16 protein-coding genes are annotated in these 22,137 nt (G+C 60.7%); 8 read left to right on the top strand and 8 right to left on the bottom strand.

Annotated elements, in window-relative coordinates:
• Positions 1–313: 313 nt before the first annotated feature.
• The 6 genes from ACT6QH_RS03370 (at position 314) to tssM (ending at position 10,450) form a co-directional block, all read left to right on the top strand.
• The gene (locus tag ACT6QH_RS03370; RefSeq protein ID WP_444973395.1) at positions 314–2,266 is read left to right on the top strand and encodes a type VI secretion system Vgr family protein; all 1,953 of its coding nucleotides are present in this window, start codon (positions 314–316) and stop codon (positions 2,264–2,266) included.
• A gap of 10 nt (positions 2,267–2,276) precedes the next feature.
• The gene (locus ACT6QH_RS03365; RefSeq protein ID WP_444973394.1) at positions 2,277–2,876 is read left to right on the top strand and encodes a DUF6931 family protein; all 600 of its coding nucleotides are present in this window, start codon (positions 2,277–2,279) and stop codon (positions 2,874–2,876) included.
• Between the two features lie 4 nt (positions 2,877–2,880).
• Positions 2,881–4,026, top strand: coding sequence for an FHA domain-containing protein (locus ACT6QH_RS03360; protein WP_444973393.1), 1,146 nt, complete (start codon positions 2,881–2,883; stop codon positions 4,024–4,026).
• A complete protein-coding gene (gene tssK / locus ACT6QH_RS03355) occupies positions 4,023–5,357 on the top strand; it encodes a type VI secretion system baseplate subunit TssK (protein ID WP_444973392.1) in 1,335 nt (444 codons plus the stop codon). Before ACT6QH_RS03360 ends, tssK begins: the two co-directional genes overlap by 4 nt.
• Positions 5,358–5,567: 210 nt before the next feature.
• Positions 5,568–6,878, top strand: coding sequence for a type IVB secretion system protein IcmH/DotU (gene icmH / locus ACT6QH_RS03350; protein WP_444973391.1), 1,311 nt, complete (start codon positions 5,568–5,570; stop codon positions 6,876–6,878).
• A 44-nt stretch (positions 6,879–6,922) separates the two neighbouring features.
• Positions 6,923–10,450, top strand: a complete 3,528-nt coding sequence (gene tssM / locus ACT6QH_RS03345; RefSeq protein WP_444973390.1) for a type VI secretion system membrane subunit TssM — start codon at positions 6,923–6,925, stop codon at positions 10,448–10,450.
• 41 nt (positions 10,451–10,491) lie between these two features.
• Here tssM and tssG read toward each other — a convergent pair whose 3' ends face one another.
• The 8 genes from tssG to tssA form a co-directional block, all read right to left on the bottom strand.
• The gene (gene tssG / locus ACT6QH_RS03340; protein ID WP_444973389.1) at positions 10,492–11,628 is read right to left on the bottom strand and encodes a type VI secretion system baseplate subunit TssG; all 1,137 of its coding nucleotides are present in this window, start codon (positions 11,626–11,628) and stop codon (positions 10,492–10,494) included.
• Positions 11,592–13,421 (bottom strand): type VI secretion system baseplate subunit TssF, encoded by a 1,830-nt coding sequence (gene tssF, locus ACT6QH_RS03335; protein ID WP_444973388.1) that lies wholly within the window; start codon positions 13,419–13,421, stop codon positions 11,592–11,594. Before tssF ends, tssG begins: the two co-directional genes overlap by 37 nt.
• Positions 13,414–13,956 (bottom strand): type VI secretion system baseplate subunit TssE, encoded by a 543-nt coding sequence (tssE, locus tag ACT6QH_RS03330; protein WP_444973387.1) that lies wholly within the window; start codon positions 13,954–13,956, stop codon positions 13,414–13,416. The genes tssF and tssE overlap by 8 nt, the downstream gene beginning before the upstream one ends.
• 3 nt (positions 13,957–13,959) lie before the next feature.
• The gene (locus tag ACT6QH_RS03325) at positions 13,960–14,775 is read right to left on the bottom strand and encodes a type VI secretion system accessory protein TagJ (RefSeq protein ID WP_444973386.1); all 816 of its coding nucleotides are present in this window, start codon (positions 14,773–14,775) and stop codon (positions 13,960–13,962) included.
• Positions 14,776–14,798: 23 nt separating this feature from the next.
• Entirely contained in the window at positions 14,799–16,388 is a 1,590-nt protein-coding gene (gene tssC / locus ACT6QH_RS03320) for a type VI secretion system contractile sheath large subunit (RefSeq protein ID WP_444973385.1), read from the bottom strand.
• 166 nt (positions 16,389–16,554) lie between these two features.
• Positions 16,555–18,048: a type VI secretion system contractile sheath large subunit gene (gene tssC / locus ACT6QH_RS03315; protein ID WP_444973406.1), complete on the bottom strand. Its 1,494-nt coding sequence runs from the start codon at positions 18,046–18,048 to the stop codon at positions 16,555–16,557.
• Between the two features lies 1 nt (position 18,049).
• Positions 18,050–18,580 (bottom strand): type VI secretion system contractile sheath small subunit, encoded by a 531-nt coding sequence (tssB, locus tag ACT6QH_RS03310; RefSeq protein ID WP_444973384.1) that lies wholly within the window; start codon positions 18,578–18,580, stop codon positions 18,050–18,052.
• 130 nt (positions 18,581–18,710) lie between these two features.
• Positions 18,711–19,859: a type VI secretion system protein TssA gene (gene tssA / locus ACT6QH_RS03305; protein ID WP_444973383.1), complete on the bottom strand. Its 1,149-nt coding sequence runs from the start codon at positions 19,857–19,859 to the stop codon at positions 18,711–18,713.
• Between the two features lie 303 nt (positions 19,860–20,162).
• On the opposite strand from tssA, the gene ACT6QH_RS03300 reads away from it, so the two are divergent.
• Together ACT6QH_RS03300 and obgE are read left to right on the top strand one after the other, a co-directional pair.
• Entirely contained in the window at positions 20,163–20,951 is a 789-nt protein-coding gene (locus ACT6QH_RS03300; RefSeq protein WP_444973382.1) for a ferritin-like domain-containing protein, read from the top strand.
• A gap of 142 nt (positions 20,952–21,093) precedes the next feature.
• On the top strand, positions 21,094–22,131 hold the full coding sequence (obgE, locus tag ACT6QH_RS03295) for a GTPase ObgE (protein WP_444973381.1): 1,038 nt from the start codon (positions 21,094–21,096) through the stop codon (positions 22,129–22,131).
• The last annotated feature ends 6 nt before the right edge of the window (positions 22,132–22,137 follow it).

Genomic DNA, 22,137 nt, shown 5'->3' with positions numbered 1-22,137 from the left:
GGCGGGGATCGTCCGACGGAATCCATCTCGATCAGCTTCACGAAGATCGAGTTCAAGTTCACGCCGCATACGGATGACAACAAGGCGGGTACGCCGGTGACTGTCTCCTATGACATGACCACCACCAAGACCTCCTGAGGTTCGGTGGCATACGGCGCGTGCGCTGTTCGTTTTCGTCAGGTCGCGCAAAAGTTGTGCGGCCTGATCCTCTTGACCTTTCCTTCTGAGTGTGGCGGGGAGGGCGCTACAGAGTTTCGTTTTCAGATGGGATGACAGGATGGGAGAGGTAACATCGCCTGTTCAGACAGGTCGAATGCTCCAGATCACGACGCCTCTTGGTGAGAATGTCTTTCTCGCGACAGAGGTTTCGGGAACTGAGGCTTTGTCTGAATTGTTCTCCTTTCAGGTCGATGTGTCATCGCGCAAGGTGGACGTTTCCCCCGATAGTCTGCTGGGCAAATCTGTAACGGTGAAGATATCCCGTCCCAAAGGTGCGCCGCGTTACATCAACGGAATCGTGACCACTTTTGCCGCGCGAGACCAATATGTAGATGAAAGCCGGCGTTACCGGCTTGTTATCACCCCCCGCCTCTGGTTGCTGACGCGCACGACAGACTGTCGTATTTTTCAGAATAAAACCGTTCTGGATATTGCAGATACGCTTCTTTCTGAAGGTGGGATTACCGATTACCAGAAAAAAAACCTCTCTGGCACGCATCCCGTTCGGGATTATTGCGTGCAGTACAGGGAAAGTGATTTCGATTTTCTGGCGCGTATCCTCGCCGAGGAAGGAATCTTTTTCTTCTTTGAGCATGCGGATGGCAAGCATACGCTGATCCTCTCGGACAGTCCGGCCTCATATCTGAACTGTGCGGATACCAATGTGACGCATGCTCCGGCCCAGGCCGGAACTGTGCCGGCACTGTATAGCTGGGATAATGGTTTTGCCTTCCGCTCTGGTAAAAGCACTTTGTCCGATTATGATTTCGAGCAGCCGGATACGGACCTGACGGCTTCGACATCAACAGTTCTGAAGAATAGCGCTTTCAAAAGCTGGGAAAGATATGATTATCCCGGCGATTACACGCCAAAGGCGACAGGGAGTGCATATTCACGCGTGCGCATGGAGCATGAAGAGGCCCATTATCAGATTGTGCGTGGCGCGTCTGGCTATGCGGGCTTTCTGCCGGGTAGCACGTTCAGCATTTCTGCCCACGAGGTGAGTGCGGAAAAGGGGAAGGCTTACGTGCTGCAACGTGTTGTGCATGAGGGCCGTGATCTTTCCCATCTGGGTAATCAGGATGAGCCGGTTGTCTATCGCAACCGTTTTGAAGCTGCGCCATCCTCCACGCCATTTCGTCCAGCGCGCGATATCCGCCGCCCGTTGATACCCGGCCCGCAAACTGCACTGGTGGTGGGGCCGCAGGGCGAGGAAATCTATTGCGATAAATATGGCCGCGTGCGCGTCCAGTTCCACTGGGACCGGCTCGGGTCGAAGAATGAGAAAAGTTCCTGCTGGGTCCGGGTTTCGCAATCCATGGCCGGTTCCGGCTGGGGTGCAGTGTTTACCCCGCGTGTGGGCATGGAAGTGCTGGTGGAGTTTCTGGAAGGGGACCCGGACAGGCCGCTCATCACCGGTTGCCTCTATAATGGCAAGAACCTGCCCCCTTACAGCCTGCCTGATAACAAGACGCAAAGTGGCATCAAAACGCGCTCCAGCATGCAGGGCGACAGTTCCACTTTCAATGAACTGCGCTTCGAGGACAAAAAGGGCAGCGAGCTGATCTATGTCCACGCGCAGAAAGATCACACCCGTGATGTGGAAAATGATGACACGCTGAATGTGCAGCACGATCAAACCATCACGATCAAGAACAACCGCACAGAGACGGTTCAGGAAGGTCATGAAAGTGTCACGGTTTCCAAGGGAAACCGTGATGTCACGATCTCTCAGGGGAATGAGAATCTCACGGTTTCGCAAGGCAACCTCACCACGACTGTCAGTCAGGGCAACCATGCGGTGAAGGTGGCGGCGGGCAATGCCACGCTCAAATGTGATGGCGGCTCCATCACCATGGAGGCCGCCAGTTCCATCACTTTGAAGGTGGGCGGCAATTCCGTGGTCATCAATCAGTCAGGCGTCACGGTGAAGGGCACGCAGGTCAACATCACCGGAGATGCAAAGGTGCAGGTGAAGGGCGCAATGGTGAATGTGAATGGCGATGGCACCGTCCAGATCAAGGGCGGGATCGTGACAATCAACTGATGGCAGGCAGATGAAGATCGGTCACCTTCCCAAACTGCGTTTCGCCCTTGCGGATCATCTGTGTACACTCATCGAGCCGTCGGATGAGGTGAAAGCCCTGTTGCGTCCGGGCCTTTCGGCTGTCGACATGATCCGCGCGCTGGCGGAAAACGGGCTCACGACGGAAGCGATCCGTTATCTGGCGCTGGGCTTGCCGCGTCGTGAAGCGGTGTGGTGGGCCTGCGCCGCGCGGCGGCATTTGCTGCCGCAGGAGCTTCCTGAGCCAGAGGCTCAGGCCTGGCAAAGTGTGGAGCGCTGGGTTTACGAGCCAACGGAAGAGAACAGGCAGGCGGCTTATCCCTGTGCCGAGGCTCTCAAATTTGAAACCGCCGCAGGTTATGCGGCGCTGGCCGTATTCTGGTCTGGCGGCAGCCTTGCCCCACCCGAAGCGCCGGCCGTTGTGCCGCCGGGTGATGGCCTTACGGCCTGCGCCGCCGGGGCTTCTCTCATCTTGTGTTGCGTGCCGGGCGAAGCGAAGAATATCGCCACGCGTCATGAGGCCGTTTTGGCCATGGGTGTTGATATAGGCAATGGCGGTAGCGGCCTGCACCCGGCAGAAGCAAGGACATGATGCCATGAGCAATCTCCTGCGCCTGAACATCATCGCCCCAGCGGATCATGAAGGTGCGAACACGCACAGCATCAGTGCCGGGCCGTGTCGCGTCGGGCGGGGAGAGGATAATGACTGGGTGATCGAGGACCCGGACAGGCTGATGTCGCGCAATCATTGCACCTTTGATCTGCGCGGCGGGGTCTTCGTGGTGATTGATACATCCTCGAACGGCCTTTTCATCAATGACAAGCCCAAGCCTCTGGGGCGGGGCAACTCCGTGATCGTGAATGATGGGGACCGTTTCCGGCTGGGCTCTGTCACGCTGGAGGCGAAAATTGGTGCGGAAGAGGCGCGGCCCGATCCATTCCTCTCGATCCTGCCGGGTGGAGAAGCCCAGGGCGCTGAACCGGCTGAGCCCGCTGAGCCTGAGCCGTTTGCTCTTCCCCGTGCGGATGGTTTTCCAACCCTGCATATGGATCTGGCGCGTTCGGATCTTGGGCTGCCGCCCCCGGAGGACGATTCCTTCCTCTCGCTCTTGCCTCAACGGACGACATTTGACGCAGAACTGACCCCGTCTGAAGACAAGGTGGAGAGCGATCATGTGCCGTCGCAAATGCAGGCTTTCACGCCTGCCATGACGACCAATTTCCACATTCCGGAAGATTGGGCTGATGAGGAGCCGGAAGGCTTCGACGCTGCAAACCTGTTTGAGGAGCCGGCCCCTCCTGTTCCTCCGGCCTCCCCAGCCCCCGCTTTGGGGGCGGCGTCCATTCCCGGTTTTGCCGATGCGTCAGAGCATTCTCCGGCTTGGGATGGGCTGGATGATGCGTCAGTCCCGGCAGCCCCGGAAGCGCCATCCGGCCTGCCTTTTGCCGTGCAACTGGTGCTGATGGAAACTTTCACCAGCCTTGCACGCGCCGGAGCGCCTGAGGAGGCCGAACTTCTGGCTGGCACGCCGGAAGAGGCCATGGCCCGTCTGGCGGCTCTGGACCCGGAATGGGCCGGCTTGTCGATCCGCAGCATTGCGGCCTGCATCAGCACTCACCTGCATGGCCATCAGGCCCCATCCTCTGGCGCGATCAGGCCATTAGAGTTTCCCGAGATACCCGATCTGCCAGAAGCGCGACCGCTCCCGCGTCTGCCGGATGATGGAGAGGATGCATCATGAGCACACACGGCAAGGTCGTCTGGTCGGAGGGTATGTTCCTGCGTCCCCAGCATTTCCAGCAGCAGGATCGCTATCTGGAACATCTGATGCGTCAGCGTGTCGAGGGCTTGTGCCCTTTTCCATGGGGGATACGTGAATGCGCCGTGGATCGGGATTTGCTGGCTCTGGGCAAGTTCGCACTCTCGCGCTGTGTGGGCGTGTGCGAGGATGGAACGCCTTTCAGTATTCCGGAAGATCATGCGCACCCGGAACCCATCGACCTGCCCGCCGCGCTCACCAATTGCATCGTCTATCTCTGCCTGCCGGTGCAGCAGCGCGGGGCTGCTGCTGTGGAAGTGGAGACGCGGCAGAACCCGGCCGCCCGCTTCGGCTCTGAAGATGTCGAGGTGATGGACGAGATTTCAGGCTCGAACATGTCTGCGCAGATCCGAACGGCGGGGTTGCGTTTCTCCTTGCGTCTGGAGACGGAGGATCGCAAGGGGTTCCACTGTCTGGGGTTGGCCCGTGTGCTGGAAGTGGGCGCAGACCGGCGGGTGCGGCTTGATCCGGCTTTCATTCCCCCCACGCTCGATTGCGCCTCGTCTCCCGTGCTGATGGGGTTCATCAATGAACTGACAGCCATGCTGCATCATCGCGGTGAGGCGCTGGCCCCGCGTGTGAATGGCTCTGACAGCAGGGGTGTAGCCGATATTGCCGATTTCCTGATGCTGGAGATCATCAATCGCAGTGAGCCGCATCTGGCCCATCTGGCGAATATTTCCGGCCTGCATCCCGAGCGTTTGTATGCGGCGTTGCTTGAACTGGCGGGTGAACTGGCCACCTTCACCAGCATGACGAAGCGCCCGCCGGAATTTCCGGCCTATGTGCATGAGGATCTTCAGACCACGTTCGCCGCAGTGATGGTAGAACTGCGGCGCTCTCTCAGTGCAGTGCTGGAACAGAATGCGGTTCAGATCCCGTTGCAGGATCGCAAATATGGCATCCGGGTTGGTTCCATTCAGGATCGCACCCTGCTGGCCGGGGCGGTCTTCGTTCTGGTGGTCAAGGCGGAAATGTCCGGCGAGGCCATTCGCCGCTCTCTGCCGGCGCTTATCAAGATTGGCCCGGTTGAGCAGATCCGCGAACTGGTGAATGTGCAGCTTCCCGGCATTCGGGTGCGGCCGCTGGCGGTCGCGCCGCGGCAACTGCCCTACCATTCCGGTGCGGTGTATTTCGAGCTGGAGCCCGCCAGCCCCATCTGGAAGCAGCTGGAAAGCTCGGGCGGCATAGCCGTGCATCTGGCTGGCGAGTTTCCGGGGGTCGCGATGGAATTGTGGGCCATCCGCAAATGAGGGCATGGCGTGCGACAGGCTCTTCAATGAGCGGAGCTTCTTTCAGGGCAGGCAGGAGGTGCGGCAATGGATGAGACCATATTTGCACCGCCCTCGGGCCCGTTCCGGGCGGGCGCGGCAGCACCAACGCAGCAGGGAACAGCCGTTGCACCGCCTGTTTTCGACAGCACAGAGCCTCTGATACCTCAGAAGCCGCCTTCTCATGAGGAATTGGCGCCTGAAGCCGCGCAGATGGCGCCGGAGGCTCGGGGCTGGCCGGAGGCGGCGTTTTCAGCGCCGGATGTGTACCCCGATAACCCGGCTCTGGGCCTGGCTGCCCCCATCTTTGACCTGCTCTCACGGGTTCAGCGTTCCAGCGCGCCACCTGATGTGGATAGCCTGCATCGCACATTGATCCGCAGCTTGCAGGATTTTGAACTGCAACTGACAGGAGCCGGGGTTTCAAACCAGCATGCCCGCCTCACCCTTTATGCGCTGGCGGCTTCGGTTGATGATGGCGTGCTGAAAACCAGTTGGGGGCCAGACAGCAACTGGTCCTCCCGCACCATGATCTCGGTGTTTTTTCACGAGGCCTGGGGCGGTGAACGCTTTTTCTCGCTTTTGAACCAGATGCTGGGCGCGCAGCAGACGCTGATGCGTGAAATCGAGTTCTTCTATTTCTGTCTGGAATTCGGGTTTGAGGGCAAATACCGCCTTGCAGCCAATGGTTCCGCAGAACTGACGAAGTTGAGAGAGCGGATTTACAAGGTTCTCTATCAGGCCCATGGCGCACCGCAGTCGGATCTTTCGCCGGTGTGGCAGGGGGTACAGGCTGCCAATCGGCAGTTGCGGGATTTTCTCCCGGTCTGGATCGGGGCGCTGGGTGTGCTTGTGTTGTTGCTCGGCATTTATGCCGCGCTGATCTCAAGCCTGCACCATGGCACCTCTTTGGCGCAAGAAAAGGTTCTGGCGCTTTTGGCTCCGCCGGAGGTCGTTCTGACGCCCCCGGCGCCTGTGCCTCCAGTGGCGCCGCCGCATGTGACGAAGGTGCCCATATCCCGCCCGGCTGATCCGCCGCCCGCACCAAAAGCGCCGGCCAAGCCTGAGAAAACGCCCTTCGAGATCATTTCCGCCATGTTGCAGCCTGAGCAACAGGAGGGCGTGCTGAAGGTGCTGGAACGTAACGGCCAGGTTGTCATTCGGACGGTGGGGGAGGTTTTCGCTAGCGCCTCCACCCAGGTGCGCCAGCCCTTCGTTCGCGTGGTGAATGATGTGGGGACTGCGCTTCAGGCCACGAAGGGGGCGATCGAGGTTGTCGGCTATACTGACAGCCTGCCGATCCATACCTCTAAATTCCCCAGCAATGTCGCTCTCTCGCAGGGGCGGGCCGATAGCGTGGCGCGCATGCTGCGTGCGGATCTGGATACGGGGCGGGCGATCCGCTCGATTGGCCGGGGCTCGGCTGACCCGATCGAGACCAACAACACGCCGCAGGGCCGGCAGGCCAACCGGCGTGTCGAGATCGTGCTGACACCCCAATGAACCGGACCGCGTACCGGATGAGGATCGCGTAAATGAAAAAGTGGATGACATCGCGGGTCTTCTGGCGTTGGGTTCTGCTTGCCCTCGGCGTCCTGGTGTTGTCGCTGCTCACCTGGTTCGCTGCCCCGCATCTCAGCATTCTTGGGGTGAGGCCCTTGGCCGGCCTGTTTCCAAGGCTTCTGGTGCAGTGCGTCATCCTGCTCTTCGCCCTGTTGATCGTGCTGGTCTGGCGCTTGCGTCACAAGCCGCCGTCATCGGCACAGGCGGTCGTTGCCGCGCCGGTTGCGGCCTCGCAGGAGAAAAATGACGAGGATACGCGGATCCGGGCTGAAATCACGCAAATGACAGAAGGCTTCCAGCAGGCGCTTGATGTGTTGCGGCGCATGCGGGGCAGCCGGAAATTTGCGCGCGCCTATGCCTACCAGTTGCCCTGGTATCTGGTGATGGGGCCGACAGGCAGCGGGAAGACCAGTTTCATCCGCCATTCGGGCCTGCGGTTTCCTGTGGCCGAACGTTCCGGCGGCAAGCAGGATTCTGAGGCCGAAACAACCTTCTTCTTCACCAACAAGGCCGTGCTGATTGATACGCAGGGGCCCTTTCGGGGTGATGGGGTGCTGTCTGGCCCGGCCCGGAAAGTGTGGACCGCATTTATCGACCAGTTGAAGAAAGTGCGTTCGCGCCAGCCGATCAATGGCGTTCTGTTTCTGTTTAATCTTGAAACCTTTGTGGGTTGGGATGAAGTGGAGCGCGCCACCCGCGCAGCCGATATTCGCCAGCAGCTTGTCGGTTTGCAGGCGTCCTTGAAAATGCGCTTTCCGGTCTATGTGGTGTTTACGGGGCTGGATCGGGTGCCGGGTTTCAAGCCCCTGTTTGAAGGGCTTTCCGCAGAAGACCGGGGCCGGGCTTTTGGCCTGACATTTCCGTTTGGTCGGGAAGAGGCGCATGAGCAGGATGAGAGCGCAATAACCACCTTTTTCAATCAGGAATATTTGCATCTGCTGCAATGGCAGCGCAGCCGCATGCTCAACCGCGTGCATGAGGAGCCGGAAACCGAAAAACGGTTTGATGCCTATATGTTCCTGCCGCATCTGGCGGCTCTGCGCCCGATGCTCTCCGATTTTCTGGAAGATGTGTTCAAACCGAGCGGATATGAACGCGCGCTTTTGTTGCGCGGTCTTTATTTCACCAGTGCGCAAGTGCCTTCCGAAGCGCCGGAGGCCGGGCCGTCACGTGGGACCGGCCAGCAGGAAAGGCCCTCAATCGTGGACCGGCTCCGGGCGGGATATTTCTCGCGTGATATTCTGGAGAAGGTCATCTTTGAAGAGGCGGGGCTGGTTGGGGTCGATAGTGAGGTGAAGCGCCGCCAGACGCGATTGCAGTGGGGGCTGACCGCGCTGATCGCGGTCATTGGGCTGTGCTTCTCCTTCTGGTGGGCCTTCAGCTATGCAACCAATGAAGCGCTGATCCAGCAGGTGGATGAAGCCACCGCCAAGGCGGAGAAGGTCATTCGGCCCATCAATGAGAGCCTTGCGCGCACGGACAGGCCGGATCTGGATCTTGCGTCCACCATACCGGCGCTGACGACGCTTGCGGCGCTGCCGACAGGATGGGATAGCCGTAATGATCCTGTACCTCTGGTGCAGAGAGGCGGGCTTTCCCAGCTGCCGGCGCTCTCGGCTACCACGCAGAAAGAATATCATGACGGCTTGCGCATCTTTCTGCTGCCGCGGCTGGTTGAGCTGCTTCAGCGGCAGATGGTGGCGACCCGCTCAAGCCCGGAGGATCTCTATGATGTCCTCATGGTTTATCTGATGATGGGCGGCAAGGCGCCGGTAAATCATGATGTGGTGTTGCGCTGGGCGGATGAGGAGTTCAGCCATCTGTATCCCGGTGCGGCGCAGGAGCGGTTGCGGGCGACCTTGCATGATCAGGTGGCCAATCTTCTGGAGGCCGGTTTTCCGCCCATCTCCCTCAACCAGAAGCTTGTAGATGATGCGCGGGTGGTGCTGGGGCAGTATCCGCCTTCGCAGCGTGGTCTGGCCATTCTGGAGGAGTTGCCTGAAGTCGTGGCGCTGAAGCCCTGGCGTCTTCAGGATGTCGCCGGCCCACTGGCGAATTATGCGCTGGTGCGGCGTTCGGGGCAGAATCTGGCAGAAAATGTTCCCGGCATGTATCTGGCGGATAATTTCTTCACCATCATGGTGCCGGCCATCGGCAAGGTGGCGGAACAGCTTGTCCGGGATGACTGGGTGCGCCTGCCGGAAGGCACCCGGCAGGAAAATACATTGCGGGCCAGCGCATTGCGGGAGGAGATGCTCTCCCTGTTCGCCAACGCCTATATCAACAAATGGGAAGATGTGCTGAATGATGTCACTCTTGCATCCTTCAGCACCCTTCAGCAGGAAGTGTCCATCCTGAAGGCGCTGGTGGGGCCGCCGTCTCCGCTGAAAAACTATCTGTCCTCCGTGGTGCAGCAGACCACGCTCACGCCACCCGAGCCAAAGAAGGAAGACGGGTCTGCTGTCGAGAAGGCTGTCCAGCAGACATTGAAGGCCAATACGTCTCCCCAGCCGGCCTCTCCCGGCGCGCCGATCACCAATCGGTTCGCCAGTTTGCGAGAGTTTGTGGGCGGCGCTTCCAGCCCGCTGGATGAGGTGATGAAACAACTGGTGCAGCTCAGCGCCATTATCGGCCCGGTCGCCAGCGCAGATGGGGCGGTTCCGGCGCAGATCACGGATCTGACATCAGGCCCGGCCTTCACCCAGATTTTGAACCAGTTGCGCCTTTCCACAATCAGCGCGCCTCCGGCTCTGGGCGATTCCATTCTGGCATTGGTGCGTGAAACCACCAGAATTGCGAATGCCGGCCTTCAGGATGATATGAACAGCGCCTGGAAAACCATGGTGCTGCCATTCTGCAATGCCGCGATCAGGGGGCGTTACCCGGCCTCCAACAGCCGGCAGGATATGACTATCGCCGATTTCTCCCGCTTTTTTGCGCCTGAGGGCATTCTGGATCAGTTCTTCCAGCGCCATATCAAGCCATTCGTCGATACCGGGGTGACCCCGTGGCGGGTGTTGCGCAATGCGGGGGCGCAGCCGGCGCTCTCACCAGAGGCCTTGAGCACCTTTGAACAGGCTGCGCGTATCCGCACGGTCTTCTTCCTGCCGGGCGCGGCCACACCGCAACTGCTCTTCAATGTCACCCCCGTGGATCTGGATGCGGGAGCGATGCGGGTGAAGCTGGATATTGATGGCCAATCCCTGATTTACCAGTATGGCCCGCCGCAGACCGTTTCGATGAAATGGCCCGGCGCAAGCAGTGGTGTGCGTGTTGAGTTTGGCGCGCAGCAACCCGGCCAGCCGTCATCCATCACGGTCTCCGGGCCATGGGCCTTGCTACGCTTCCTGAAGGCGAACAAGTTGCGCGCCCTTGCGGCAGACCGCTTCAGTTTTGAGGTGAATCTGGGTGAACGCTCGGCGAGCTTTCTGCTGAATGCGACGAGCGTTGATAATCCCTTCGCCAGCAACCCTCTTGCGGGCTTCAAATGCCCGCAGGATCTGACGCGGTAGACATCATGTGCAGACAGCAGGCTGAAGGGGGATATGACCTTTCAGCCTGCTGTCTCGTTTTCAAGATCGCTCGCCGGAATCATCGCATCTGCACGATCCTCCGGGCTCGGGGCGGAAAGCAGCCACGACGTGTAGCCCAGGCGAGTGAGGGGCGTGGGCTCCGCGCTGGTGGCCAGGCGGCTGGCCGGGACGCTTTCCGCTTTCACGATTACATTGATGTCGAAATCATATTCAATGCCGCAATACAGGCGGGTCAGATCGCGGACCTGACGAAGGATGTCGCCATCTGGCAGCAGAGCCGGCAGGATCTGGCTGTCGACGGGGCCGATAACAATGCGAAACGCATCCTGCGCCACCCATGCCTGTGCGCCAAGCATGGTGGTTTGGCCCAGCAGGGCATAGGCCGCAGCCGGGCTGTCTGGCGGGGCCAGCCGGGTCTGTTCCCCTTCATGCACGGGGAGCCAGCCCCCCACAAAGGGTTCCACACGTACCGGGCGTTCCAGATGGTGGGAGAGCAGCTGCTCCAGCCCCATCATGCTGCGCACATTTGAGGCAAACAGGCTGGCCAGATAGAGAATGCTGAGATCCGGTACGGACAGCCGGTTCCGGGTGGAGACGGCAGACAGCCCGGCCATGGCGCGCAGTACATGGGTGAAATCATCATCCTGCGCGGCGGCCTGTTCGCCTGTCTTCTCCTGCGCCGGGGCCTCACAGTGTGCGCGCTCATGCGCAATGGCGATGCGATATTTGGTGGAGGCCTGCCAGAACAGGGTGGTCGCCCGATTGTGAAAAAGATCCAGAAACGCCGTATAGCCCGGATTGCGCGCGGCCAGGCTCTGAAGGGCGAGATCCGTGTAGCTGTAGGGAAGCACACCCATGGCGCCGATCAGCCCAAACAGGCCGGATGTCAGCTGGATGCGTCGGGTTTCCGGCACAAATTGCGCACGAACGACAGCGGCCGTGGGGTAGTGTAGCGTGGTGTTGCTGACAAAGCATGATGCCTCGCCAATGCCCGCCTTCCCGTGCTGAGCCTCCGCGCTATCGGGCACAGCGATGCCGTCTGGCAGATGTTGCAGACGGTTCAGCAAACGCACCGCCTGAATGAAATCAAACCCCTCCGGCCGCTCCAGCAGCCGGGCGATCAGAGCAGGGGGCGAAATCCGGCTCGTGCTGGCCATGTGCGCTGGGTTCCTGGTTGGCCTTTCATCATTGCGGTCAACCGTGTGAAGGCATTGATGGAGGCGTGAAGGCCGAAGAAATGGTCAAGGACCATGGCAAATAGATAAGGGTTCCGGCTGGAAAAATAGGCATCGTCAAATTCAAGCGTAATGTCGATGCCACGGCAGATGCCATCGGCCCAGGGGGCGTCGCCGGCCCGCATGGGTGCACGGGCCACACCTCTGCGGGTGGTCATGGAGGCGATGCCATTGATGGCCAGGCCAATATCCGCGCTGTTGCGGATATTATAGAGGCCAAGAATTTCCTTCAGCGCCTCCAGCCCTCCGGGCCCGCAAAGGGAAAGATGGTTCAGCGCCAGATGGGACATCAGGGCCCAGTGACGCCCGCGCGCCGTGCTCATGCGCACAGTTGGCGTGGGAGGGGTAATGCATAAAATCTGGCCCAGCGTGGCAATGCCTTCAACCGGGGTGAGATGGGGGTGGCCCCCGCCATAGGGCAGGCGCGAAGGCAGATCCCGGTTCAGGCACAGGGTTTCGACTGAGAACACGATATCCTGGGAGAAGGCGCGGTCCGGGTGTGGATCATGTATGGAAAGATACATTTCCGTGCCAGGGTCCTGCGGCCCGGCGGCCCGGCGCGCCGCACTCCAGAAGGCGGGGGGCGTATCTGCCTGCGTTGCGCCATGCCGCGCATAGAAGGGCAGAACGGGATATTGGCGTCCAGCGCCATCTGTTCCACGGATTGAGCGGATGGAATGAATTTCCAGGGCGCCCTGCCGGCGGGCATCGGGAATAAGGCGGTGCTCATAACGGGTCTGGCCATGCAGCACGGGTTCTGCCCGCTGGGAAAACAGATTGACGATGGGCGCGCACCCCAGCGCAAACCAGTCCTTGGAAACGGCACGTTCCAGCGTGGTATCCGTACGGTCGAAATAGAGAAAAATATCCAGCGTGTCGCCGGCACCTGTCAGCACTTTTGCGGACAAGTCCACATCAAAGAACAGGAATTTTTCTGGAAAGGTGAAATACTCCATCAGCAGGCGATGGGCCTGCTGGGTCTGCGGCGTATAGGGCAGAATCTGTTCATCGGCCCCAAAGCCCACCGGCGTTACGGCGGAAGGGGGGCGGAAAACAGGGGCGGGGTCATTGGGGCCATCGGCCAGCGCGACGCCAATGGTACGGTTGAGAATGAGATTTTGCAGGGTGTGAATATGAAGCGCATTGCCCCGCAGAAACAGGCGCAGCCGGTCTGGCCCCAGTTCCGTCAAGGTCATGCCGGGAACGGTGCAGCGCAGGGAAAGGCGCAGAACCGCCGCCGCCGCGCTCACATCCCCTCGCAGCGGAGCGACGAAGGGCCGGCCGCTCATGCTCGCATCCACCAGCTCCATGGGCCAGAGCGTGACGGGATAACGGGTGCGGAAACGGCAGGCTTCGCCCTCCACGGGCTCAGCCTCCATCTCGGTGTCGGCCGGAATGAGCTGCGGCCCCTGCATTTCCGGCTTGGGCTGAAACTGAACAATGGCCATGGAGGGCACTGGGGCCAGAAAATGCGGATAAAGCGCCTCCAGCAGCGTATCCACCAGCTCCGGGAACTCGTCATCCAGCTTGCGGGAAATCCGGGCGTTCAGAAAGGCGACGCCTTCCATGAGGCGCGCAATATGCGGATCATCCACTGCATCGCCGGACAGACGCAGGTTTGCGGCGATACGGGGATGCGCCTGGGCGAACTCCTCCGCGCTATGGCGCAGATAGGTCAGTTCGCGGTTGTAATATTCCAGCAGATCATCACTCACGGCGCGCACTCGTCAGGGAAACCATCGTATTGCCCGTGGGTTCGATGACCGTATCGAACACCATGGCCACCGGGGCGGCGTAGGTTGTCACCTGCGCCTCAATCCGCAAATGAAGAGTGCGGTCCGTTGGGTCACCATTGGGAATGGCCTGCACATTCAAATGATGCAGGCGGGGTTCCCATGTGCGGATGATGGCACCAATCCGCTCCACGACAGCCGTCCGGTGCTCCTGGGTGGACATGTTGGTTGTGCCGAAGCACATGATGCCGAAATTCAGAATGGAACTGTCAAGTTCTGAAAGAGATTTCGGCCAGCTGAGGAGGCATTGCTCGGTATTCAGAAGGGCTTCCAGATCTCGTCGTATTCCGTGGCGCAGCGCCTGAATGAAGCTCCTGTCTTCATCATCCAGCAGGCGATCCAGCAGGGAAAGACGCTGAAACGGGCTGGCGTCCCCATCCGAAGAGCCAGAGCTGGGCGACTTGCCGCCGGAAAGACCGGCGGTGGTCTGTGTCGTCGACATGCGCAGGGGCGGCATGGTTCACTCCTGTGCGAATGTGAGCTGCCGGAGCTCCATGATGGTGCGGCTTTCCTCGCCGACAAGGAAGCTGCGCAGCCCGCGCCCCAGCATGCAGCCAGGTTGAATTTCCGTCCAGTCCGTCTCCCGGCCCATGCGCTGGGCCTCCGTGAGGGGGCTGGCAGGGGGCTGCATCGCCGGCGGCAGATAGGTGGAGGGGATCATGACCTCTCCTTCGGGCCCACCACGTACGCTGAGTTGCACGGTGCGCCAGGCCCTGTCCAGCGGGCGGTCGGGGGCAGTGAAAATGGCCTCCTCTACCTGCTCCAGCGGCACCCAGAAATATTTCCCGGTCACCGTCAGCACTTCCAGCATGCCGCCGGTCAGGTCATCAAGATCACGGAAATCATCGAAGGCTTCGCCATTATGAGTGCCACGCACGGCGGGGCGTTCAGCTTCCGCACGTTCAAGGCTGGCGGCAGCCTCTTCAAGCTGGCCCGCCCGTAGATGCATGAGGGCTTCCAGACGCAGGGTGGCGTGAGCGGGTGGCTCTGCTGTGAATTCCGGCGCACGCCCTTCCCCCCAGACCTGCCGCCGAGCTTCATCCGCCCGCAGAAACTGCCGTAGACCGGCTACGCGCAGCGCGGTTTTCGGGTCCTGAAGCATGATGGCTTCAAGCTGGCGCTCCGCGCGCTCCAGATCGCCGGCTACGCAGAGAAATTCTGTCAGCCGGCTGCGCAGAGTAATATCCGCCGGCGCGGCTTTCACGTCCGCATTCATGGCGAGAATGGCATCGGCAAGCTGGCCGGCTTCAAACAGCTCGAGGGCGGAAAGGCTCATGGGTGTTCTTCCTTGGCTTGAGATCAGGCCATTCCCGGCCGTGTTGCGAGCGAGACATCCGTCACCAGCTTGAAGGTGGTGAAGATCTGGTCGAGCTGGAAATGTGGGCGCAGATGCATGACGCAGGCGAAACTGCCCGGCCGGCTGGCGATCTCGCGCACTTCCACGGTGGCTTCCCGCAGGGGATAGCGCGCTTTCATTTCGCTGCTGGCGTCATCATTGCCCAGGCAGTAGCCGTGCAGCCATTTTTGCAATTCGCGTTCGCAGACCTCGGCCGTGGTGAAGCTGCCAATACGGTCGCGGACCTGGATTTTGACATAATGCGCGAAGCGGGAAACGCACAGAATATAACGGAGCATGGCCGAGAGGCGGGCATTGACCACTTCAGGCCCGTGCCCATGGGCCGGCACATTCTGGATGGAGACGCTGGAGCCGAAGGCCAGCCAGGGGGTATCCTTGCAGGAGCTCAGCGTCATCAGGCCCTTGCGCGCAAGGTCTGCCTCCATGTCGGTAGGGATGACCAGCTCGGTGCCGAAGCGGTCCACCACATTCATCTTGTCGGTTTCGGCGGAAGGGGCGTGAATGCCTGTCACCAGTCCGAAATCCAGCTCTCCACGGCGGGAGCCGCAGATATCGGCAAACCAGCCATACTGGTCAAAGGCGCGAATGAGGACTTCACCAAAGGCATACACCGCGCTGCCCCAGCACATTTGCGCATGGCGCAGGCCGTGCAGGTCTTCGCGGTAGCGGAAGCCGACATTGGACAGCCCATCCTGTCCATAAGGGTGCCGCATGAGCACACGTGGGAGAACCAGCCCGAGAAACCGGGCGTCATCCATGCCACGCAACCGTTCAAAGCGCCGGTATTCCCCGCCGGAGAACAAGCCCTGCATCTGGCGCATCTGGGCCAGACGGGGAAAGCTGTCGAGCCCGAGAAGTTGCGGGGAGGCACCCAATATGGCCGGTGCGAAGGCGGCTGCGGCGACGCCGGCAAGGCCAGCCAGCCCGGCCACATCATCGGTGCGATGGCCAGGCCCCGGCATATGGCGGATTTCGTAATCGCACAGCAGCACACCAAAGGGCTTGCCGCCTGGCATGCCAAATTCGTTGCTGTAGATTTTCGTGAAGAGATGGCTCTGGTCAAAATCTGACGCGCGGTCAAAATCCTGGCAGAGTTCGGCCCAGGGCAGGTTGAGGGCGCGCACCTGAACATGCGCGGCCTGCCCGGCGCAATCACACAGATAGGACAGGCCCCGCCATGAGGCCTCCAGAGACTGGAATCGCGGGTGATGCAGGATGGCGTTGAGCTGATCTGTCAGCACTTCATCCAGAAAGGCGATATCCCGGTCGATCACGCCGGCCAGTGCTGCGCCATCCTTGAGAACGGCGACGTCTTCGCCATACCACAAGGCAAGGGCGCGCGCCGGGTCGTCCTCATTCAGGAAATCATCCAGAAGAGCCGGGTCCAGACGCCCCAGGGCGCAATCCACGGCCATGCCGCGCAAGGTGGGGCGCGATGGGGAGGTGGGGGATGAAGATGGAGCGCTTTCAGTTTCTGAAGCGGTGCTCTCGTGCGAAGAGAGGGTATCTGAAGGCAGGGGGGCGCTGGTCACAGACGCGTCAAGGCGCGCCCGATCATCGGCGGTTTCGCCGTCGGGAGGGTCTTGATCTGGCAGGTCTGGCTCCACTGTGTCCTGTCCTTGTCAGGGGGGCTTTTCCCTGTTCCTCGCCTTTCGTGGGGGTGACGGGCGGCCAGAGGGCTGCCCGTCACGAAAGAGGTCAGGAGGCGGAAGGAATGCGGGCCACCATGCGCAGCGAGGTGGTCAGCTCTTCCATCTGAAGCCAGGGGCGCAGCCAGGCGACGGCATTGTAGGAACCAGGCTGGCCGGGAATTTCGCGCACTTCGACCTTGGCCTCTGCGAGCGGATATTTGGCCTTCATGTCCTGCCCGGCATCTTCATTGCCGTTGACATAATTGATGATCCAGCGGTTCAGCCACTTTTCGCAATCGCTGGCCTCCATGAAGGAGCCAACCTTGTCGCGGCCCATGATCTTCAGATAATGGGCAAAGCGGGAGGTGGCCATCACATAGGGCAGGCGGGCGGAAATGGCCGCATTGGCGGTGGCTTCCGGCCGGTCATACTTCTTCGGCTTCTGGGTGGTCTGGGCACCGAAGAACACCGCATAGTCGGTGGACTTGTAGTGACACAGGGGCAGGAAGCCGAGCTTGGAAAGTTCAGCCTCGCGCCGATCCGTGATGCCGATTTCGGTGGGGCACTGCTGGTCCGTATCGCCATCATCGGAGATGAAGGTGTGGCTGGGCAGGTTTTCCACCTTGCCGCCGCCCTCAGCACCGCGAATGGCCGTGCACCAGCCGTGCTGAGCGAAGGCGTCCGTGAGGCGCGCGCCCAGCACATAGGAGGAATTCATCCAGCAATAATCCTCGTGCTGCATGGCACGGGGCACGCCGTTTTCGATGGGGCTTTCCTCGAAGTCGAACTCTTCCACGGGCCGGGTGTTGGCGCCATAGGGCAGGCGGGCCAGCGTGCGCGGCATGGTGAGAGTGACGAAGCGGGAATCCTCGGATTCCCGGAAGCTGCGCCATTTCGCATATTCCACGGAATCGAAGATCTTTTCGAGATCGCGAGGCTTGGACAGCTCGGTGAAATCATCAAAGCCGAACAGTTTCGGGCTGGCCGCCGTGACGAAGGGGGCAAAAGCCGCCGCCGCCACGCTCGACATCTGGGTGAGCAGCTCGATATCTTCCGGGTGGCTGGTGAATTCATAATCGCCGATCAGCGTGCCATAGGGCTCACCGCCGGGGCTGCCGAATTCGGTTTCATAGATCTTCTTGAAGATGGTGCTCTGGTCGAACTCCGACGCCTTGGACAGGCTCTTGTGGAGCTCTTTCTTCGTGCAGTTCAGCATCCGGATCTTGAGAGAAGTTCCGGTTTCGGAATTCATCACGAGATAGTTCAGCCCGCGCCAGGTGCCTTCCAGCTTCTGGAAGTCGGGATGATGGATGATGGCGTTGAGCTGGGTGGAGAGCTTCTCGTCAATGGCGGTGATGGCCTGAGTGATGGTCTTCGACAGGTTCTTGTCGAAGGTCACGGTGCCGGCCAGCGCCTCACGGGTGAAGGTGCGCAGCAGCTCGGTGGTACGGTCCGGCTCGGTCTGCTTGGTGGCGGCAATCGCCTGGTCAAGGAATGAAAGTTCCGCGGCTTCGGTTGCGCCGCCCGCATCTTCTGTCTGGGTCTGCACGTCGGCCATGATCTCAGCCTTCCTTCGTGTCTTCGGTCTGTTCGCCGGCCGCATCCACGCCCAGCTCGCTGCCAAGCGCCTTCAGCTGCTCCTCATTGGCGAGGATCTGTTCGAGCAGGTTTTCCAGGTTTTCAGAGCGGTCTGCCTTGGAGAGCAGATCACGCAGCTGGTTGCGGGCGTCCATCAGCTTGCGCAGCGGCTCCACCCGATCCACGATGGCGGCGGGCTCGAAATCTTCCATGGAGCGGAAGCCCAGTTCCACCATCATCTGGCTGCCATCATCGGCCAGCGTATTATCGACCTTGATCTTCAGGCCGGGCGTCATGCGGGCCATGATCTGATCGAAATTGTCGCGGTCGATCTGGACGAACTTGCGATCATTGAGGGGCTTCAGCTCTTCGGTCGGATCGCCGGAGAAATCGCCCAGAACGCCCACCACGAAGGGCAGCTCCTTCTGAACCATTGCGCCTTCGGTTTCCACATCATAGGTGATGTGGACGCGTGGTTTGCGCACGCGATTGAGCTTGTCATGAACACTGGCCATGGAACACCACCCTTCCTGATTTCATGATGTGCGGCACAGAGCACCCTCAGGTTGCTGTCCGGGCACGATGCCCTGTGCTGTTTCAGCGCGCCCCTGAATTGACCGGGCGGAGCCCGGCTGAGGCGCGGTCTTATTCCTCATGCTCTGCCGACGGCGGCTTCAGGCCGGAAGCGATGTAGAAGTAGCGGCGCGCATCCTCGTCAATGATGAGCTCATCAAGAAGCTGCGTCAGTGGCATGCGCCCGCGTCGCACAATTTCCTCCAGCGTGTAGGAAATGGGGGAGTGCGGCTCATTTTCGCGGAAATAGGCGGCAATCTTCAGCAACTGGCGCAAGGCGTCCTCACGGCTGAAGGGAGCCTCCTTCGAGATGCTGTTGCCGGGCTGGGCCGCCTGCGTTGTGCCTTCTGCCTCGTCGCCGGCCTCTGTGGCCTCGCCTTCCGCCATCTCTTCCGACGAGGCGGCGTTGCTTGCGGCAAACTGTTCGAGCTTGTCGGCGGCGAAAACCCGGATGGCGTCCTGCGTGGCATTGAGGATGGCGCGAATGGCCCCGGCCGGCGGCGCATCATGCCCAACCTTGTCCGCGAAGGCGTCAGACAGTGTATTGAGAGCAGCCAGAGAGGCTTCAATCTGGCTGGAGAGCGCACCGTAAAATTCAGCCGGCGTTTGCTGCACGGCCTGGGTGAAAACCTCAAGGTCCATGCCGCCACTGGAGAGACGGGCGCTGCGCCGGGATTCGTCCGAGATCTGTGAAATCTCGACAGCCTGCTCATATTGCCAGAATTGGAGCCCGGTTTCCGGGCTCGTCACGGCGCATTTGCGCAAGGGCTGAATGAGGGTGCCGACACCATCCTGCCCATTGAGGTTGATGAACGGGGTCAGCCGCGGCTCGGGGCTGTCTTCATCCGGCAAGGGAAAGACATCATCCCAATAGCGGGTGACGAGACCTGCCGCGACCAGCAGGCTGGAATGGAGGCCGGCAAATCCGCGAAGACGCACCAAGGCTTCGATCAGCCATGTGGCGACTTCCAGATCCTTCCCCCCATCAGCGAGGATCTGCGCACAGGCATCCGCCACGCCTTCCCATTCGGTGTAGGGAATGGAAGTGTCGCCCTCAACATCATTGGAGCGCTCGATACGCCGCGCGGCTGCGCGTCCATCCTTGGCCTGATAATAGAGCGAATTGGGGTTGGGGTCTGATCGAGGGTCTGTCCCACATGGCGCATCCTCGCTGACAGGATGCAGCAATTCTTCCGGGTCAAACGCGCCGATCTCTTGCATGGGGGCCGATCATGCCTGCTGTGGAGGCGAACGCGCACTCTGTTCCAGTTGAGCGAGTAGTGGCGTTGCCTGATGTTGCGTCCAGGCGCAATTGATATGCGCGTTCCGCAACAGCTTCATGACGATGCTGTGCTTTATTGGTTATCCCTCCTGTATTTCTGTACAACTCTTGCGAGTATTGCGGGGTTCAACATGGCTTTTCTGCAAGGGCGGCGTGGTGGGGCGTGCCGTGGCGCGGCATTGCGAATTGCCAATGCAGGGTGGGATGATGCGGGGGAAGCTGATGTTGTAAGGAGGCGCGCCATGTTCGCCAGAAACACGGATGAAGGATTGCTTGAATCCCGTCGTATCAATGCGCGGGATCCACGTAGTCCGCTGGAACAGGCCTTGCGTATCGCCCTTTATGACGAGTGGCATGCCATGGCCACTTATGAGGCGGTGATTGCGCGTTTCGGGCCAGTGCGGCCTTTTGTAAATATTGTGCAGGCTGAGGCGAACCACGCCAGTGCCATCATCCGGCAGATGCAGCGTTATGGCTTTCAGAGGCCGGTGAATGACTGGGCCGGGAAGGTCCGTCTTCCGGCGACCCTGAAGGAGTGCTGTGCCGAGGGTGTGGCCGGCGAGATTGATAATGCCGCCATGTATGATGACTTTCTTTCCTATCCCCTGCCGCCAGAGGTGGCGCGGCTATTCGAGCGGCTGAAAAATGCCTCCCAGAATAATCATCTGCCGGCTTTTCAGCGCTGCCTTTCCGGCATGGGGCAAAACCGACAGGAGGGACGCGATATGGGACATGGGTCAGGACATGGCGCGGGGCCGATGCGCGGAGCCGGAGGGCAGGGCGCAGGCGGCGGGCATGGACAGGGGCATCGCATGAGGCGCGGCCAGGGTGGTGGCAACTGCGGAAGCCACAAGAAGATGCAGGCGCATCAGGGGGCGTCCTTCACCGATCAGGCTGATGTTCGCCCGGCTGCGGCCTCCGCATCGAGAACGGGCGTGGGGGCCGGCCTGGCTCTGGCTGGAGCCGCGCTTCTGGGTGTGGGGGCGCTGGTGCGCATGGCCCGGAAGAGGCAGACTTCCGGCAAGGCTTGATGGCTGGGGAAAGGGCTTTTTGAGGCGGGGGGCCCTCTTTGCCCTTCGGAAAGGGAGCATTGGCCATGAAAACGGATCAAATCAGCGCGCGCGCCCCTTTGCCCTCTTGCTTTGTGCGGGCCGCGCCTCTACCTGCTCGGCCATGAAGTTTCTTGATCAAGCCAAGGTCTATGTGCGCTCTGGCGACGGAGGGGCGGGTTGCGTCTCGTTCCGGCGCGAGAAGTTCATCGAGTTCGGCGGCCCCAATGGCGGGGACGGCGGGCGCGGTGGAGATGTGTGGATTGAGTGCGTCGATGGCCTCAATACACTCATTGATTATCGCTATCAGCAGCACTTCAAGGCCAAGAAGGGCGACCACGGACAGGGCGCCAACCGCACCGGCGCCAAGGGGTCGGATGCCGTGTTGAAGGTGCCGGCCGGCACCCAGATTTTCGACGAGGATGGGGAAACCCTGCTTGCCGATCTGACAGAAGTGGGCCAGCGTATTTGTCTGCTGAAGGGCGGCAATGGCGGCTTTGGCAATGCCCAGTTCAAAACCTCCACCAATCAGGCGCCCCGGCGGGCCAATCCCGGCCTTGAGGGTGAAGAGCGCTGGATCTGGCTGCGGCTGAAGCTGATTGCCGATGCGGGTCTGGTGGGTTTGCCCAATGCCGGCAAATCCACTTTTCTGGCGGCCACAACGGCGGCCCGGCCCAAGATTGCCGATTACCCCTTCACCACCCTCCATCCCGGTCTCGGCGTGGTGCAGGTGGATGCGCGTGAATTCGTGCTGGCCGATATTCCCGGCCTCATCGAAGGGGCGCATGAAGGTGTGGGCATCGGTGATCGCTTCCTCGGCCATGTGGAGCGTTGCCGTGCACTGCTGCATCTGGTGGATGGGTCCAGCCCGGATGCCGGCAAGGCCTACGAAACCGTGCGGGGCGAGCTGGAGGCCTATGGTAACGGGCTGGATGAAAAGCCCGAGATCGTGGCTCTTTCCAAGGTGGATGCGCTGACACCGGAATTGCTGGAAGAACAGATCGCCCGCGTGAAGGCAGCTTCCGGGAAGACGCCGCTGCTGCTCTCGGCCCAATCCGGGCGGGGGGTGCAGGATGCGCTGCGGGCCTTGCTGTCTATCGTCGAGGAAGCGCGGCGCAGCGAGAAGGAAGAGGCTTCGGCGCAGGAGCCTTGGCGTCCCTAGGGGGCT

It is taken from the genome of Haloleucobacter albus (assembly GCF_052492075.1).
Note: the sequence above shows the minus strand (reverse complement) of the source record. Positions and strands in the feature narration are given on the sequence as shown.